The organism is Pseudomonas sp. AC239, assembly GCF_979258545.1.
On the sequence record NZ_OZ409864.1, the window covers coordinates 3,007,169 to 3,024,160 of the forward strand.

Below are 16,992 nucleotides of genomic sequence, written 5' to 3' on the forward strand. Positions count from 1 at the left end.
GACCACAGAAAACTCTTCAGTTCTCGAACATTGAGCAGGATTTAATGACTCCCTTGCCCGCACCGTTGCGCTGGCTCCACTCCCTGGAATGGCGTCGCGGTTTTTTCGACTGGGCACGCAGCGATGGCGTGACCTGGGTGTATATCTTCAAGGTGTTGCTCGCCGCGTTTCTAACGCTGTGGCTGGCGATGCGGCTGGAGTTGCCGCAACCGCGTACGGCGATGATCACGGTGTTCATCGTCATGCAGCCGCAGAGCGGACAGGTGTTCGCCAAGAGTTTTTATCGCTTGCTCGGCACGCTGGCCGGGTCGGCGATGATGGTCACGCTGATCGCTTTGTTCGCGCAAAACACGGAGCTGTTTCTCGGCTCGCTGGCGATCTGGGTCGGCATCTGCTCGGCCGGTGCCGCGCGCTGCCGCAACTTTCGCGCGTATGGGTTTGTGCTCGCCGGTTACACCGCCGCGATGGTCGGTCTGCCGGCACTGGCGCATCCCGACGGCGCCTTCATGGCCGCGGTATGGCGGGTGCTGGAGATCTCGCTGGGGATTCTCTGTTCGACGCTGATCAGCGCGGCGATTCTGCCGCAGACCGCCAGTGCGGCGATGCGCAACGCCTTGTATCAGCGCTTCGGCGTGTTCGCCCTGTTCGTCACCGACGGCTTGCGCGAGCGCAGCAAAGCCGAGGCGTTCGAAGCCAGCAACGTGCGCTTCATTGCCGAAGCCGTCGGCCTGGAAGGCTTGCGCAGCGTGACCGTGTTCGAAGACCCGCACATGCGCCGGCGCAACGGTCGGCTGAGTCGTTTGAACAGCGAGTTCATGGGCATCACCACGCGCTTCAATGCCTTGCATCAGTTGCTTGAGCGCCTGCGCGGCAATGGCGAAGAGCACGTCGTGGCAGCGATCAAACCGGGTCTGCAGGACCTCGCCGAAGTGCTCGACGGCTTCAGCGGGCGTGCTCTGACCAGCCCTGATGCAGCCCGTTTGGCGACCGCGTTGGCCACCTACAAGGAAGGTCTGCCGGCACGTGTCCGAACGCTGCGCGGGATCTTTCAGGACACTGCTCCGAGCGAAGCCGAACAACTGGATTTCCACACCGCCTACGAATTGCTCTACCGCTTCGTCGATGACCTGCACAGCTATGCGCAGACCCATGCGTCCCTGGCCGAGCACCGCCACGAACGCGAGCGCTGGGACGAGCCCTTCACTCCGCAAACCAACTGGTGGGCGGCAGCCGCGTCGGGGATTCGTGCCTCGTTCATCCTGATCGTGTTGGGCAGTTATTGGGTCGCCACTGCATGGCCGAGCGGCGCGACCATGACCCTGATCGCCGCCGCTACCGTCGGCCTTTCCGCTGCCACACCGAACCCCAAGCGCATGGCTTTTCAAATGGCCTGCGGGACTTTTCTCGGCGCACTGATCGGCTTCGTCGAGATGTTTTTCATCTTCCCGTGGATCGACGGTTTTCCCTTGCTCTGCGTGATGCTCGCACCGGTCATCGTGCTCGGTTCGTTTCTCGCCTCGCGGCCGCAATACGCCGGTGTCGGCCTCGGTTTGTTGATCTTTTTCAGCACCGGTTCAGTGCCGGACAACCTGACCATCTACAACCCCTACACCTTCATCAACGACTACATCGCCATGGTCATGGGCATGCTGGTGTGTGCGGCGGCGGGGGCGATCATTCTGCCGCCGAACAGTCGCTGGCTGTGGCAGCGCCTGGAGCAGGATCTGCGCGGGCAAGTGGTCTATGCGATCAGCGGCAAACTCAAGGGCCTGGCCTCGCGTTTCGAGAGCCGCACCCGCGATCTGCTGCATCAGGCCTATGGCCTCGCTGCAGGGCAGCCGAAGGTACAAAAGAGTCTGTTGCGCTGGATGTTCGTGGTGCTCGAAGTCGGCCACGCGATCATCGAGTTGCGCAAGGAACAGGCGATCCTGCCGGTGCACCCGGCGTATGCCGAATCGCAGCCGTGGCGCCAGGCGATCCGTGTGATGGGACGGGCGCTGGTGCGCCTGTTCCTGCAACCGAACGCGAGCAATCTGCAGCGCGCACTGGTCGCTGTCGACCATGCGATCAGCCGCGTCGCCGCCACCGATGAACCGTTCGCGCCACACTTCGATACCTCCGCGTTGCGCCGGGTGAAGAGCTATCTGCACTTCATCCGCACTTCACTGCTCGATCCGCAATCACCGCTCGCCGAATTCGCTCCCGCCCGGCCCGAAGGACTCACCCATGCCTCGTGAAATCGCCTTCCATGGCGTGTACATGCCGACCATGACCCTGATGTTTTTTGTCGCTGCGGGATTGGCCTGGGCGCTGGACCGCTTCCTCTCGGGGTTCGACCTGTACCGTTTTTTCTGGCACCCGGCGCTGCTGCGTCTGAGCCTGTTTACCTGTCTGTTCGGCGCCATGGCGCTGACTGTCTACCGTTGAGAACATCTTGATGAAAAAGTTTTTCAGCCTGCTCGCGACCCTGCTGGTGCTGGCCCTGGCGCTGTGGATCGGCCGCACGTTGTGGGAGCATTACATGAACACGCCGTGGACCCGCGATGGCCGCGTGCGCGCCGACATCATCAACGTCGCCGCCGACGTCACCGGCGAAGTGGTCGAGGTGCCGGTGCGTGATAACCAGCTGGTGAAGAAGGGCGACCTGCTGATGCGCATCGATCCCGAGCACTACCGCATCGCGGTCAAGCAGGCGCAGTCACTCGTGGCTTCGCGCAAGTCGACCTGGGAGATGCGCAAGGTCAACGCCCATCGCCGCGCCGACCTCGACAATCTGGTGATCTCCAAGGAAAACCGCGACGACGCCAGTAACATCGCCGACGCCGCGCTGGCCGATTACAAACACGCCCAGGCGCAACTGGAAGCCGCCGAACTGAACCTGAAACGCACCGAAGTGCGCGCTGCGGTGGATGGCTACGTGACCAACCTCAACGTGCATCGCGGTGATTACGCACGCATCGGCGAGGCGAAGATGGCCGTGGTCGACATGAACTCGTTCTGGGTCTACGGCTTCTTCGAAGAAACCAAACTGCCCCATGTGAAGGTCGGCGATAAAGCCGACATGCAGTTGATGAGCGGCGAAGTGCTCAAGGGCCATGTCGAAAGCATTTCCCGCGGCATCTACGACCGCGACAACCCGGAAAGCCGCGAGCTGATTGCGGATGTGAATCCGACGTTCAACTGGGTGCGGTTGGCTCAGCGCGTGCCCGTAAGGATTCACATTGATGAGGTGCCGGCGGGGGTGTTGCTGGCGGCGGGGATTACTTGCACGGTGGTGGTGAAGCAGGACCTGGCAGACAATTGATCGACCGAGTCGCCCCTGAACCGGGCGACGCGCGAAGATCCTTGCATTTACTGAGTGATGTCGTAGCGATACACACAACCCACAGGGTTTTCTAGATTGAGGTTCAGGGCAAAAATCAGTTTGCCTGGGGTCTGCTGATAATGAAGTCTGGGGAGAGTCTCTGTGGGCTCCTGTCTGTGAATGTAGCTGTGCCCACCGTAAAAACCACTGGCGTAGCTGCCGTCAGCCGACGTCACGCAGCCAATGTAATTGTCCTTTTCGTCTCCACCGCAGAACACGAGATTATTATCGAAAGCGATGTGGTCTGCCCAGTTGACTGGTCTTTCACGACCAATATCGATATGGAGTGGCAGGATAATTGGACGGCTTCGATTGATCTCGAGATCTGGTTTACCTGTTTCGTCGAAGGCGAGCAACAGGCCATATCGGTTGCTGAAGGCGTTCGACTTGTTCTGGTAGCCGGATGCCGTAAATTTATTACTGACTCGCTGTTTTACAGTATTGAATTCGGTACCACTGTAGTTTTCCCGGAACACCAGATATCCGCGTCTTTCCTCGGGGCCGAAATCCTCGTTGAGGCTGCCGTCTGGATTCAACATCACGATGAGACCCTCCGGATTCACGTCGGGGTCAGACTTTTCATAGCCTGCAAATAGCAAGCGCCCGTCTTCGATCTCGCGACCGTCGCTGAATGAGGTAACTGCGGCCCGATGAATGCCCTCGATTACAACGCAGCCGTTTGTGCCGAATGCCTCAACGGGCTTGCCCTGTGCGTCAAACTTGTACAGGAGCGCCTTGTACACGTTCTTCTCGGACGCGTCACCGGCGTGATAATTCACGCCAACAATGACGCTGCCATCGATTGTCGTGAACACGAACCTTGGCCCTTGTACCGCGCGCCATTGTTCATTGGGGTGTTTGATGATGACTTTGCCTTCGTCGCCGAAGTCATCAACTATTTTGCCCTCATGATCAAGGCAAAGAATCACGGGCCATACCTCGCCCTCCTTGCCATTGGTTGTGCTGCCCGCCATGAACAGTCGCTTATTGGCATCTTTGGCATCTTTGGCATCTTTGGCATCTTTGGCACTTGTGGCAATCGGCCCGCCAAAAGCCTTTTCATCGAGACAGAACGTGCCCATGACCCGCCCTTCGAGACCGAAGTTTGCGTCTACGTCACCCAATACTGTCAGTTTCGAAATGAAATAGTTTTTTTCGTCGAAAGTACTGGTGACTATCAGCGATTTATCATCCAGCAGGAGCGACCCAGTCAGGGGGCGAGACTTCGCCGGGTCATCGCGGAATATTTCGTCCAGTCGAAGTTTGCCCTGGCCACTTCCCCAGGACGCGTCGATTGTTGCTTTAATTATGCTGGGTAGTTCTAAATCTGAGGTAGTCATACACGTCCCTGCGCCGGTTGTTTTGAGGTCGGTTTTCTCGCCGGGCTATGACAAGGTCTCAACCAGTCGCTAACCGGGCCTGACCCACATTAGGCTTTCGTCCATGGGTTGCCCACTGTCAACTCTGACAGGTCTGGATACCGCTGGTCGCATTGCGCTTTCGGCGGAGGGGGCAGTTGAGTATCAGAGCTTTGCGCGCAATCCGAAGCGCTTCATCAACGTCGATTCAAGCAAACCCTTCGGCAACAACGCCGCCAGCAACGGCAACGCCCGACTGCCGTTGCCGATGCGAACCAGCCGTGGCGGCTTGCTCTGCCGCACCGCTTTCAACAGCTCGGCAGCAAACTCACTGGCCGGAGTGGGTTTGTCCTGCGATGCCTTGGCCCGTGCCCGAATGCCTTCACGCAACGGAAACCACGGCGATTGCTCGTTGATCAACTGCTCGGCTTCATGCCCGGCGTTCTTCGCGAAGCTTGATTCGATCGCGCCGGGCTGAACCTCCATCACGCGGATGCCGAACGGTGCCAGTTCCATGCGCAAGGCATCGCTCAAGGCATGTACCGCCGCTTTCGACGCGCAGTAGGCGCCGGCAAACGGCGTGACCAAAACACCCGACACACTGCCGATATTCACCACCAGCCCCTTGGCCTGACGCAGCAGCGGAAACAACGCGCGGGTGACGCCGACAATCGAAAATACGTTGGTTTCGAACTGCCGTTGCATGGCCGTCACGCCGCCGTCGAGCAGCGGCCCCATGGCGCCATAACCGGCATTGTTGATCAATACGTCGAGGCCGCCATGTTGCTGGCCCAGACGTTCGGCGAGTTGTTCCAGCGCGACGCCATCGTTGACGTCCAGCTGAATCGCGGTGAAACCGGCGGCGCTGAGCGCGCTGACGTCTTCAGCCCTGCGCGCACTGGCCCAGACTTCGTATCCGGCCGCTTTGAAAGCATCGGCGAGGGCGCGGCCGATGCCGCTGGAACAACCGGTGATCAACGCAACGGGCATGGCGCATTCCTTATGCAAAAAATCGGGGAAGGGGATCAGTCGGAGAAACTACCCTGCAAATGCTCGGCGCGAAACTCCAGCGTTTGCGGGCGATAGCCGGGGCGCAGCGGCGGCAGCGGCAGGCAGTCTTCCCAAGTCGCGCCGGCCTGCAGTTCGCCGGGGCCGCGATAGCGTGGGGCGGTGTATTGGTTGTCGGCCAGATTGACCGTATCGCCCGGCGCGTATGCGGCGATGCGCCAGCGCAGTTCGGTCAGCGGCACATTGTTGCCGTTGTTCATTTTCAATTGGAGGGGGCGGTCGGCCGGACATTGTTCGGGGGCATAGGCAATGCGCAGTTCCAGGCGCGCCAGTTGCTTGATCTCGCGGTTGTCCAGCCACACCACCCACATCGCCATAAAGCCCAGGCCGATGGCTGCGGCCACCGACACCGGCAAGGCCTTGGCCGGATAGCGCAACAGCAGGATCAGCCAGGTGATGACCAGCAGGATGCCAATGAACATGCGCGAGTGCTCCATGGAGGATTGAAGTCCATCCTACCGAACGCCTCGCACGATAGGTATTGGTGAGAAGCGCCAGCCTACCGTCGGTCGGGACTGTAATTTCTGACAGTGGCCACGGGGGCTTGCGCTTGCTCAGATGGGCAGATGCTTACACGGACGTTGACTGATCATGGGTATCCACAGCAAAACGCCGACGCTTGCCGTGAACGATCCGCGCGGTCTGGCCGTCCTCACAGTCAATTACTGGCGCACCGATGCATCGTTGGCAAGCGAGCCCCGGATCGAGCGAACGCTGCGCGACGTTGCCGGGCGTGCGGTCAGACAATGGGATGCTCGACTCTGGGCGCTGCAAGCGATTGATCCGCAAACGCCTGCCTCTCTGTCATCGGTGTACTCCCTGGACGACAGCGTACTGCGCTCGGACAGCACTGATGCAGGCATTCAGGTCCGGTTGCCGGGTTTGGCGGGTGAGACGCTGTTCAGTTGGGACAGCCGTGGCGCACGTCGCGAGGACCAGTACGATAACTTGCTGCGCCCGGTTGCCGTGTTCGAACAGGGCACTGGCCTGCCCCGGCGGTGCACCGAGCGTTTTGCCTATGGCGTCCCCGGGGCGGGCGACGCGTGGCGCAATCAGCTCGGTCAATTGATCCGACATGACGATCCGGCCGGCAGCGTGCTGTTTGAGCAATTCGCAATCACTGGCCAGTGCAGCGAAAGCATTCGCCAATTCACGCTTGAGTCAGCGGCCCCGGATTGGCCGCAGGGCTTGGGTGATCGGCAGAAACTGCTCGAATCCGCAGCCGGGGCAACCACGCAGTGGCGCTATGGCCCGCTCGGAACCGTGCTCGAACAGTTCGATGCTGCTGGCAACCGGCAGGTGTTCGCACTGACACTCGACGGGCGGTTAGGCGGGGTGGGTCTGAGGCTGAGGTTTCAGACCCAGGACTATCCCGTCGTCAGCGATATTCGCTACAACGCCGACGGCCAGGTCATTCGGGAACTGGCCGGCAACGGCGTTTCGACCACGCTGAGCTACCGTCCCGAGGACGGCCGTCTGCTCACCCGCCATGCTCAGGATCAATACGGCAAAGTCTGGCAACGCCTACTGTATGCCTATGACGCGATGGGCAATGTACTGAGCATCGAAGACCAGGCATTGTCCGTGCGCTGGTTCGCCAACCAGCGCATCGAGCCAGTCAGTCGCTACCGCTATGACAGTCTTTACCAACTGATCCATGCGACTGGCTGGGAGGCCGGCGCCGCTGGTGGCGGGCCGATCGCTGTCGGTAACTACAGCCAAAGCTATCGCTATGACGCCGGGGGAAATTTGCTTGAGCTGACTCACACTGGCCAACAGAGTCCAGGTCATCAACTGCAGGCCGCGCGCCACAGTAATCGTTGCCTGCCGTGGCGCGACGGTAAGCCGCCCTCTGAGGCAGAGATCGCTGAAGCTTTCGATCCGCGGGGTAATTTGTTGTTGCTGGATCAAGGACGCCCGTTGCAGTGGAATCTGCGTAATCAGCTGGACTCGGTCGTGGTCGTGCAACGCGAATCAGGCGCCGATGATCGCGAAAGCTATCTCTACGACGGCGGCGGTCAACGTGTCCGTAAAACGAGGTCAGCCCAGACCAACGCGCGCAATCTGTTCGCCGATATACGCTATCTGCCCGCGCTGGAGTTGCGCATGGACACCGGCACTGCGCGGAGCTTGCAGGTGGTCAGCGTGCAGACCGGACTCAACAGCGTTCGCGTTCTGCACTGGGAAAGCCCGCCACCGACGGGCACCAACGATATCTACCGATACAGTTTCAGTGATCATCTGGGGTCGCTCAGTCTTGAGATGGACGCAGATGCGCGACTGATCAGCCGTGAATATTTCTATCCGTTCGGTGCGACGGCGTGGGCCGATGAGCCCGACGTCAGTTACAAGACCGCGCGCTATTCGGGAAAGGAACGTGATGCCACGGGGCTTTACTCCTTTGGGTTTCGCTATTACGTGCCGTGGCTGCAACGCTGGTTGAATACCGATCCTGGCGGGGCGATCGACGGCCATAATCGCTATCGCGCGATGCGCAATAACCCAATGACTTACACGGACAGCGACGGGCGCAAGCCCGACAAGCATGCTCCCGATCGGGTGTACCACGATCTTGCCGACAAGAAACTGGTCAATCCCGTGCAAGCCGCCGGCATGCAGCCCGTGCGCCGTTACTTCGAGAATGACCCCAATCCCGACGTTCAGGCCTACCGCCGCGAAATACCGGTAGCGCTGGCAGAGCTGGGAGCCCGGGACAACTCCGTGCTCAACACCCATCAGGCACATGTCATTGCCGCCGCCCGGACGCACACCGCACCCCCGTCGGGGGCCGTGCTGTACCACTCCGGTGAATTCGTTTCTTCGACAATGAATCGGGTGTTGGGGGAGGAGACCACCAGCCGGATCATGGGACCCATGTCCGTTGCGTTCAACAGCCCTGTTGAAGAACCGCAAGTACTTGCAGCCAGGCGCGGTGCCGTGGCCAAAAGCTTCCAGATCGGCGGAAATCTGCTGATGCACGCCGCCCACCCCGCCGTTCAGTTGGTTGGCTCTGTAAGTGTGGCAATGGGCAATGCCATGCAGGTTTCCGAGGCTCAGACGCGGATCCAGTACAAAATGCTCAGCACACCCGTCCCCGTACCTCCAGCCGTTTCCCCGAACAGCCCAGCGGTCGACTTGCGCTCCTTCAATCGATCGACCCCGCGCCGGTCATTGTTTCCGGAACCGACCGCAACCCGCACACCGTTGGCGCAGCAGCTGTTTGCCGCGGCGTTTACTCAAGATCCCGTGGCGGTGGCACAGGGGATGGAAGGCGAGTCGCTCGAGGAAGATCCAGCATTGGCGAGACGCCGTAATTCAGTTTTCGGCTAGGCGAAAAAAAGCCCCCGCCCAGCCCGCTGCGGATAGGGAACGCAACGGGCTGGACGAGGGCTTCTCGTTTTAGCGAGCGATCACTGCGCGATGGTTTTCACCGACACGCCGCGTTCGATCGGGGTGGAGCGACCGTAGATATCTTCGAAACGCTCGATATCGTCTTCACCCAAGTACGAACCCGACTGCACTTCGATGATTTCCAGCGGGATCTTGCCCGGGTTGCGCAGGCGGTGCACCGAGGCGATCGGGATGTAGGTCGACTGGTTTTCGGTGAGCAGGAACACGTTCTCGTCGCAGGTCACTTCGGCGGTGCCGCTGACCACGATCCAGTGTTCGGCGCGGTGGTGGTGCATCTGCAGCGACAGGCACGCGCCCGGCTTGACCGAGATGTGCTTGACCTGGAAACGCCCGCCCATGTCCACCGAGTCGTACGAGCCCCACGGACGATAGACTTCGCAGTGATTCTGGGTTTCGCTGCGGCCCTGCTCGTTGAGCGTGTTGACCATCTGCTTGACGCCTTGGACCTTGTCCTTGTGGGCAATCATCATCGCGTCTTTGGTTTCGACCACAACGATGTTTTCCAGACCGATCACCGAGACCAGTTTGCCGTTGCCGTGGATCATGCAGTTCTTGCTGTCCTGAATCACCACGTCGCCTTTGCTGACGTTGCCGTTGGCGTCTTTCTCGTTGACTTCCCACAGCGACGACCAGCAGCCGACATCGCTCCAGCCGGCGGTCAGCGGCACCACGCAGGCGCGCTGGGTTTTTTCCATCACCGAGTAGTCGATGGAGTTGTCTGGGCAGCAGGCGAAGGTGGCTTCGTCGAAGGTGACGCTGTCGGCGTCCTGCTGGCTGCGCTCGAGGGTCAGCAGGCAGGTGTCGTAGATGTCCGGATCGTGCTTTTTCAGTTCTTCGAGGAAGCGGCTGGCGCGGAACAGGAACATGCCGCTGTTCCAGTAGTAACCGCCGGATTCGACATACTCGGTGGCGCGCTTGACGTCCGGTTTTTCGACGAAGTGCGAGACGCGGCTGACGCCTTCGGGCAGCAGCGAATCAGCGGTGGATTTGATGTAGCCATAACCGGTTTCCGGTTTGGTTGCCGGCACGCCGAACAGGACCATTTCACCGTTTTCCGCCGCGACGGTGGCCAGAGCCAAGGCGCGCTGCAGGGCTTTTTGGTCTTCCAGCACGTGGTCGGCCGGCAGCACCAGCATCAGTTCGTCGCGACCTTCATTGACCAGCATCATCGCGGTCAGCGCGACGGCCGGCGACGTGTTGCGGCCAAACGGTTCCATCAGGATGCGCTGGCATTCCAGATTGCGTGCGGCCAGTTGCTCGTTGACGATGAAGCGGTGTTCCTTGTTGCAGACCACGATCGGCGTGTCCATGCCTTCGAACACCAGGCGCTCGAGGGTTTGCTGGAACAGGGTGTGTTCGCCGGTCAGGGCGAGGAATTGCTTGGGGAATTGCTTACGCGAAAGAGGCCACAGACGCGAACCGCTACCACCTGACAAGATCACCGGAATCATAATGTTTACTCCATAAAATGCAGTTGAGAGCTGCAAGCTGCAAGTGGTGAGTTAGAAGCACTTCACTTGCAGCTTGAAGCTAGTAGCTGATAGCTCGAGCGATTAGCGAGTCGACACCGGGCGTTTCACCCAGACTGGCGACAGGTTGCTGCCGTTGCCGGTGACGTACAGCACCGCTGCCTCACCACGCTCCAGGGCGACCGGTTTCACGTCGCCGACTTTCTTGTCGCCTTCGTACAGCGCCAGGCTGACTTTCACCGGGTTGATTTCACGTTCGCCACGGCCCTTGGCTGCCACGTTCGGCACCACCTCGGTCTTGCCATCGGCAGTCTTCAAGGTCAGTGGCTTGTCGCTGAGGTTCTGCACGCGAACCAGGGATTTCTGCTTGTTCTTGAACGGCGGCTCTTCGATCAGTTGTGGCGCGCCGGACGCGTTGTTGACCAGGGTGTAGTAGTGGTCGCCGGCGAGTTTCACCGGCAGGGTCTGGCTGCCGACTTTGGCGCTGTAGTCGCCGCCTGGCATGAAGCTGAAATCGCTGCTGGCCAGTGGCGCGATGTCGCTCAGGTTGGTGCTGCCGACAGTCGCGCTGACTTCAGCGTTGCTGGCGTTGTAGACACGCACGAAGGTCGAGCCTTTCGGTGCGGTCGGGCCGTACAGCGCGGCGTCGCCGCCGGCGAAGGCCGGGACGGAAAGTACGCTGAGGCCAGCAACCAGTGCGAAGCTTTTAGCGAGACGACGAGGAGTAGTAGTGAAAGTCATGGTGTACCTCTCTTTCAGTTTTGCGCCCGATCGGGCGTCTCGGATTTAGTGTTGATGGCTACGTTTTGTTGGCGGGCGCCGGCTTGTTTAAGCTCTGCGACCCACTGCGGGTCGGCGTCGCCGATTTCGTTGTTCACAGGCAGATATCGTTCAGGAAACTCCCAGATCAGCACTTGTGGCGGGCTGTTCTTGAAGTCATCGCTTTTCAGGTAGCTGAGCATCGGCAGAATCGGGCCATGGCCGTCTTCGGCGTAGTTGACGACGTCGCTGTGCAGCGCTTGTTTGAGCGCACCGACGAAGTTCCAGTTGGGGTTGGCGCTGTAGCTGGTGCCGATCAGCGCGACCGGTACTTCGCTGTTGGCGAACAGCGCGTCGTCACCGGCAGGTTGCTCGGCGGCAACGGTGTTGCGTTTGAGCAGTGGCTCAGGCGCCGGCATCATGTTTTCGAACAGCGGATCGAGTGGCAGGAACAGACGCAGATCGCCCTTGTGCGTAACCTTCTCCGCTGGCGTGGTGACGAAGCGCTGGGGCTCGCCGCTCAGCGGGAATTTCTCGGCAATGGTTTTCGCCAGCGTGTTGGCGGCGATCTCGGCGCCTTCCGGCGTCCAGTGGGTGTCGGTGCGCAGGAACACTTGCTGACCGTTCTGCTTGGCCTGTTGCAGCGGGCCGAGCAGGTCAGGGGCGAGGATCTTGTCGGCCGCAACACGTGCGTGGAAATCCTGATACAGGTTCTGGTGAATGCTCGAAGGCTTCACTTCATCCAGATGCTCCGGATACAGACGCACCTTGGCCGGCACGATCGCCATCACCAGTTTCACGCCTTTCTCTTTCAGGGTCTGGCGCACGCCTTCGACCAGCGCGTAGTTGCCTTGCAGGTTCTGTTGTTCGTTGACGATCGGGTTGAATTCCTCATCGCTGTACAACCACTGGTCGCGGCCGAGCACGACGCCCGGACGACCTTCGTTGAACAGTTTGAAATCCAGCGCGGCCCAGAGGTTGGTGCCCAGACGCTTGATCGGGAATTCATCGTCGTAGTGGGTTTCCACCGCTTTGGTCCAGCGGCCATTGAGCACCGTCGCGTCGGCGTTGGTGCTGAAGCCGAAGAAGCTGCGAATCGACCACAGGCCCAGGACCAACAGCGTCACCAGGAACAGGGCGATGTAGAAGATGCGTAATGAGCGGGTCATGTCAGATCCCTCAGAACTGGAAGTAAAGGAACGGCGAGAAGCTTTGCGCCGAGAGTTTGAGAATCGAGGCGATGAACAGCAGCAGGATCAGCCCGCGCATCACGTAGCGCGACCAGTCAGCGGTCCAGTAGGCCGGTTGCACCTGGGCTTCGACGCCGACGGTGAAGCCAGGTTCATGGATGCTCGCTGGATTTTCACCAGGCGCTGCCTTGATCATTCCCGGGGTCGCAGTGGCAGGGCCATCGGCCTTGACGTTGACTTCCGGTTTGGTCTTGGCGGGCGGCTGATTGGTGTACAGATCACGCAGGCCGAAGAACGCCAGGGTCACGTAAGCCACCACCAGGGTCGCCACTTGCAGACCGGTCAGGCTGGCCTGATTGAGTTCCGACAGCGACCAGTCGCCGAAGCTGAACATTGCACCGTACATGCGACCGGCAACGTGCAGGTTCTCGGCACGGAAGATCACCCAGCCCATCACCACCAGCAGGAAGGTCAGTGCCCAGCGGATCGGGTTGAGGCTGCGCGGCGAGGTGTTCAGGCCGAGCATTTTTTCGATCGCCAGCCACATGCCGTGCCAGGCGCCCCAGATGATGTAAGTGATGTTCGCGCCGTGCCACAGACCGCCGAGCAGCATGGTCAGGAACAGGTTGCGATAGGTCATCAGCGTGCCTTTACGATTACCGCCGAGGGTGATGTAGAGATAGTCACGCAGCCAGGTCGACAGGCTGATGTGCCAGCGGCGCCAGAACTCGGTGATCGACTGGCTGATGTACGGCTGCTTGAAGTTTTCCATGAAGCGGAAACCCATCATCAAGCCCAGACCGATGGCCATGTCGCTGTAACCGGAGAAGTCGAAGTACAGCTGCGCGGTGTACGCCAGCGCACCGAGCCAGGCATCGCCCGTGGTCGGGTTCTGCAGGGCGAAGCAATGGTCGGCGACCACGGCGAGGGTGTCGGCGATGAAGACCTTCTTGATGAAACCCTGCATGAACCGCGTGCAGCCCTCGGAGAACTTGTCGAGGGTGTGCGTCCGGTTGTTGAACTGATCAGCGAGGTCACGGAAACGCAGAACCGGGCCGGCAATCAGGTGCGGGAAGATCGCCACGAATGCTGCGAAGTCGATCAGGTTGCGCGTCGCCGGCGTGTCGCCACGGTACACGTCGATGATGTAGCTGATCGATTCGAAGATGTAGAACGAAATACCGATCGGCAGCAGCACGTGGGTCAGGATGAACGGTTCAAGACCGAACGAAGTCATGATCGCGTTGATGCTGTCGACGCCGAAGTTGGCGTATTTGAAGTAGCCGAGGATGCACAGGTCCACCGCCACGCCGAGCAACAGCCAGCGCTGCGCCGGTTTGGTTCGTACACCGGCGGCACCGACTTTCAGGCCGATCCAGTAGTTCCACAGCGTGACGCCGGCGAACAGTGCGAGGAAGTCCACTCGCCACCAGGCGTAGAACACGTAGCTGGCGATCAGCAGCAGCAGGTTGCGATAGCGTTGCCCGCTCAGGTAGTACAAGCCGAGAAAGATCGGCAAGAACAGAAACAGGAACACGTTGGATGAAAATACCATCCCGATCTCTCCATGTTTGAACCAACAGTCAAGGGCCAAAGCCCCCCCAAACCCCCCGTGGTAGTGGAGGGGTGAAACAGTCCTGCGATCGTTCCCACGCTCTGCGTGGGAATGCCTCAATGGACGCTCTGCGTCCGCTTCGGCATGGGACGCGGAGCGTCCCGGGCTGCATTCCCACGCGGAGCGTGGGAACGATCAGCCATCAGTGTTTTCAGGAACCCTTGTTGCCCTTTTCATGCGACGGGTCGTAGACCTTGGTCAGGTCGCCGCCAAGACGGAAGGTCTTGAACGGTTGCATGTCGCGCTTCTTCTCGATCACATCCGGCGCACAGGTGTAGAGCGTGCAGAACGGTTCGAGCCAGGCGAATTTCATGTCCTCTTTCAGGTCGGTCATGTCCTGCTTTTTGCCGTTCTTTTCTTCGAACTCGTCAGGGTCCTTGACGCCGGCCAACACGCGGTCACCGAGACGCTTCAGTGCGCCATTGTTTTCCTGACGCAGATCGACACCGTTGACCTGGGCGAAACTGGCGATCATTGCCAGCGGCGGCAGGGCGTAGTTGTGATAGGCGAGGGCGCGTTGCTGGCGCTTGAGTTCGTTGGGCAGGAAACCATCGGCATCGACTTGATTGACGCCGACCTTGTATTCCTTGACGGCCCAGTCGAACAGGTCGCGGCGGTTGGTGGCGACGGCGGTGGCCATCACCGACCAGGCGGCCCAGTACGAGTGGTTGTTGGTTTTTTCCAGCGGCAGGTTGTCCCAGTCGCTGACCACCTGATCGGCCATTTTGCTGAACCAGGCTTCGATCAACTGCGCTTCCTGCTGGTGCTGGGCCAGTGGGTGCGAGTCGGAGAACTTCAGGCGAATGTACGACGAGGCCATGCTGCCCAGCGCCCATTTGCGCATCGACTTGCCGGTGTGGTTGAAGTCTTTCGACATCAACGCGTCAGCCTTGGCCCACGCGGTCAGCCAGTTGAGCGTGCATTCGAGCTGCTCCGGGCGACCGTCGCGCATGAACTGCATAACCCGCTTGGCGGTGCCGCGTTCCAGCGTGGTGATGTCTTTGATAGTGTCGCGAAAGGCTTTTTCCGACTGCACGTTCAGCGTCGCGCGGGCCTTGTCCGAACCTTCGTATTTGCTGCGAAATTGCAGCGGACCGGTGTACGGCGCTGGCATCGCGTCGCAGCCGTCGCTCTTGTCACCGGTCTTGAATTTATCCACCGGGGCGAAGTAGCCCTGCGGTGGACGCAATGGCGCGGCGGCCTGAGTCGCCCCGGCGAACATCGCCAGGCTCAGGAGGGTCGGTGCCAACAGGGTTTTCAGTTTCGGATTTCGCATAGCAGACCTCATTGCCCGAGCTGCGCGGTTTGTTGACCGACGCCCGGGAATACGTTGCGTTTGCAGATTTTCGCTTCGACTTTTTGTGGCGCGGCGCCAGGTCCGGCTTCAGGACCCTGGACTTCAACGGCCAGCAGGTTTTGCGAGGCCCAGTCTTCGTCCGTGCGCAGCTCAAAGGCGAAACGACCGTCGGTGTCGGAGGTTTCCGGTTTCTCGATCTTGATGTCCTCGTGGCGACCGTTCATGTACCAGAGGGTGGCTTGCAGGGTTTTCACCGAGGTGTCGGCGAAGCGGATGTCGACCTGATGGTTGGCGTTTTGCAGGTTCAGGTTCTTGCTGTTGACCAGCAGTTCTTGCTTGCTGCCTGGCTTCAGCGTGGCACTGGCGGACATCTGCGCGTCTTTGCCTTCGCAACCGTTGTCGAGCAGGGCCATCATCTGGCGATAGATGGTTTCCTGGTCGAGGCGATACAGCGGCGAGAATTCCCAGATGAGAATCTTCGGCGGGGTCTTCTGGAATTCTTCGCTGCCCAGGTACTGCAGCATCGAACCTTCGAAACCGCCGCCGGGGAAGGCCACGTTGAGAATGTCGGCGCCGATGGCTTCTTCGAGGAAACCGGCGAAGTTGTAGTTCTTGCCGCTGTGCGACGTACCGACCAGGGTGATCTGCGGATTGCCGGAATCGCCGAACAGGTCGCCGTCGCCGGCCTCGCCTTTCGGCTCGGTGGTGAACTGGTCCATGTACTGGATCGCGTAGCTGGTGCCGCACAGCTGCCCGGCCATGTTGTGCAGGGTGCCGGTCTTGCCCATGCGCCCGGACTTCTTGGTCTCGAATTCACGCTTGGGAATGTCGGCGAAGGCCGGGATCTGCTTGACCTTTTCGGCGACGATTTTCGCCGTGCGCTGGGCACCGTAAGGCGTCCAGTGCTGGTCGCCACGGAAGTAGAAGTCGTGGGCGGGCAGGGTGTCCGGCAGCGATTCGTTGGTCAGCGGCGACAGGTCCGGCACCACGTAACCCATCTTGGCGAAACGGCCGAGCATGGTCTTGTAGTTGCCCAGGGCTTTCTCGTAATCGAACGCGGCTTTTTCCTGCGGGTTGAGCTTGTTGCGGTTCACCAGGCCACGGGTCGGCTGGTAGACGATCACCAGCTCAACGCCTTTGCTCTTGAACGCATCGTGCAACTGTTGCAAGCGCTTGTAGCCGGCTGGTGTGGTGTTGAACTCGGTGCGCAGGTCTTCCTGGGTACGGAACAGCCAGTCGCCTTGGGCCTGTACCAGGGTGGTGAAGTTCTGCTGATAACGCGTGGTGTAGTTCTTCGCGTCATGGGCCGCCGGGCACAGGTTGCAGCACGGCTCGGCGGTGAACTTCGGTGGCGTGACGCTTGCGCCTTCAGCGTCGGCGCGAGCGTTGCCGGCAGCGAGAATGCCGAGGGTCAGGGCCGAGAGGCTGAGCAGTTTGATCATGTGTGGGTGCATAAAAATT

The 16,992-nt window shown here is 60.2% G+C and carries 13 protein-coding genes; 4 read left to right on the forward strand and 9 right to left on the reverse strand.

Translation table 11 applies throughout. The features are described 5' to 3' along the window. Nucleotides 1-44 precede the first annotated feature (44 nt). The 3 genes from ACZ0AZ_RS13560 to ACZ0AZ_RS13570 are packed head-to-tail and all read left to right on the forward strand — an operon-like array spanning nucleotide 45 to nucleotide 3,304. Entirely contained in the window at nucleotides 45-2,237 is a 2,193-nt protein-coding gene (locus ACZ0AZ_RS13560) for an FUSC family protein (RefSeq protein WP_463537544.1), read from the forward strand. Continuing rightward, nucleotides 2,227-2,427 (forward strand): DUF1656 domain-containing protein, encoded by a 201-nt coding sequence (locus ACZ0AZ_RS13565; RefSeq protein ID WP_041479478.1) that lies wholly within the window; start codon nucleotides 2,227-2,229, stop codon nucleotides 2,425-2,427. The genes ACZ0AZ_RS13560 and ACZ0AZ_RS13565 overlap by 11 nt, the downstream gene beginning before the upstream one ends. Before the next feature lie 10 nt (nucleotides 2,428-2,437). Continuing rightward, nucleotides 2,438-3,304 carry an efflux RND transporter periplasmic adaptor subunit gene (locus tag ACZ0AZ_RS13570; RefSeq protein ID WP_463537545.1) on the forward strand — a complete coding sequence of 289 codons (867 nt, stop codon included), beginning with the start codon at nucleotides 2,438-2,440 and terminating at the stop codon, nucleotides 3,302-3,304. A 47-nt stretch (nucleotides 3,305-3,351) separates the two neighbouring features. Here the strand turns inward: ACZ0AZ_RS13570 and ACZ0AZ_RS13575 are convergent, their stop codons facing one another. From ACZ0AZ_RS13575 to ACZ0AZ_RS13585, 3 genes are all read right to left on the reverse strand, one after another. Then, nucleotides 3,352-4,704, reverse strand: a complete 1,353-nt coding sequence (locus ACZ0AZ_RS13575; protein ID WP_463537546.1) for an NHL repeat-containing protein — start codon at nucleotides 4,702-4,704, stop codon at nucleotides 3,352-3,354. A 183-nt stretch (nucleotides 4,705-4,887) separates the two neighbouring features. Beyond that, a complete protein-coding gene (locus ACZ0AZ_RS13580; RefSeq protein WP_463537547.1) occupies nucleotides 4,888-5,712 on the reverse strand; it encodes an SDR family oxidoreductase in 825 nt (274 codons plus the stop codon). Between the two features lie 35 nt (nucleotides 5,713-5,747). Next, complete coding sequence (locus ACZ0AZ_RS13585) at nucleotides 5,748-6,212, reverse strand: multidrug transporter (protein ID WP_129999883.1); 465 nt, start codon at nucleotides 6,210-6,212, stop codon at nucleotides 5,748-5,750. Between the two features lie 169 nt (nucleotides 6,213-6,381). Here ACZ0AZ_RS13585 and ACZ0AZ_RS13590 point away from each other — a divergent pair, with 169 nt between their 5' ends. Beyond that, nucleotides 6,382-9,120, forward strand: coding sequence for an RHS repeat domain-containing protein (locus ACZ0AZ_RS13590; protein WP_463537548.1), 2,739 nt, complete (start codon nucleotides 6,382-6,384; stop codon nucleotides 9,118-9,120). An 80-nt stretch (nucleotides 9,121-9,200) separates the two neighbouring features. Here the strand turns inward: ACZ0AZ_RS13590 and ACZ0AZ_RS13595 are convergent, their stop codons facing one another. The 6 genes from ACZ0AZ_RS13595 to ACZ0AZ_RS13620 all read right to left on the reverse strand — a co-directional run bounded on the left by ACZ0AZ_RS13595 (nucleotide 9,201) and on the right by ACZ0AZ_RS13620 (nucleotide 16,985). Next, nucleotides 9,201-10,652 (reverse strand): mannose-1-phosphate guanylyltransferase/mannose-6-phosphate isomerase, encoded by a 1,452-nt coding sequence (locus tag ACZ0AZ_RS13595; protein WP_039759241.1) that lies wholly within the window; start codon nucleotides 10,650-10,652, stop codon nucleotides 9,201-9,203. 102 nt (nucleotides 10,653-10,754) lie between these two features. Then, nucleotides 10,755-11,411, reverse strand: coding sequence for an alginate O-acetyltransferase AlgF (locus ACZ0AZ_RS13600; protein WP_016771605.1), 657 nt, complete (start codon nucleotides 11,409-11,411; stop codon nucleotides 10,755-10,757). A gap of 14 nt (nucleotides 11,412-11,425) precedes the next feature. Then, entirely contained in the window at nucleotides 11,426-12,598 is a 1,173-nt protein-coding gene (locus ACZ0AZ_RS13605) for an alginate O-acetyltransferase (protein ID WP_016771604.1), read from the reverse strand. Nucleotides 12,599-12,608: 10 nt separating this feature from the next. Continuing rightward, complete coding sequence (locus ACZ0AZ_RS13610; protein ID WP_129999882.1) at nucleotides 12,609-14,174, reverse strand: MBOAT family O-acyltransferase; 1,566 nt, start codon at nucleotides 14,172-14,174, stop codon at nucleotides 12,609-12,611. A 211-nt stretch (nucleotides 14,175-14,385) separates the two neighbouring features. After that, the gene (locus tag ACZ0AZ_RS13615; RefSeq protein ID WP_463537549.1) at nucleotides 14,386-15,510 is read right to left on the reverse strand and encodes a mannuronate-specific alginate lyase; all 1,125 of its coding nucleotides are present in this window, start codon (nucleotides 15,508-15,510) and stop codon (nucleotides 14,386-14,388) included. Nucleotides 15,511-15,518: 8 nt separating this feature from the next. After that, the gene (locus tag ACZ0AZ_RS13620) at nucleotides 15,519-16,985 is read right to left on the reverse strand and encodes an alginate O-acetyltransferase (protein ID WP_039759233.1); all 1,467 of its coding nucleotides are present in this window, start codon (nucleotides 16,983-16,985) and stop codon (nucleotides 15,519-15,521) included. Nucleotides 16,986-16,992: the final 7 nt, after the last annotated feature.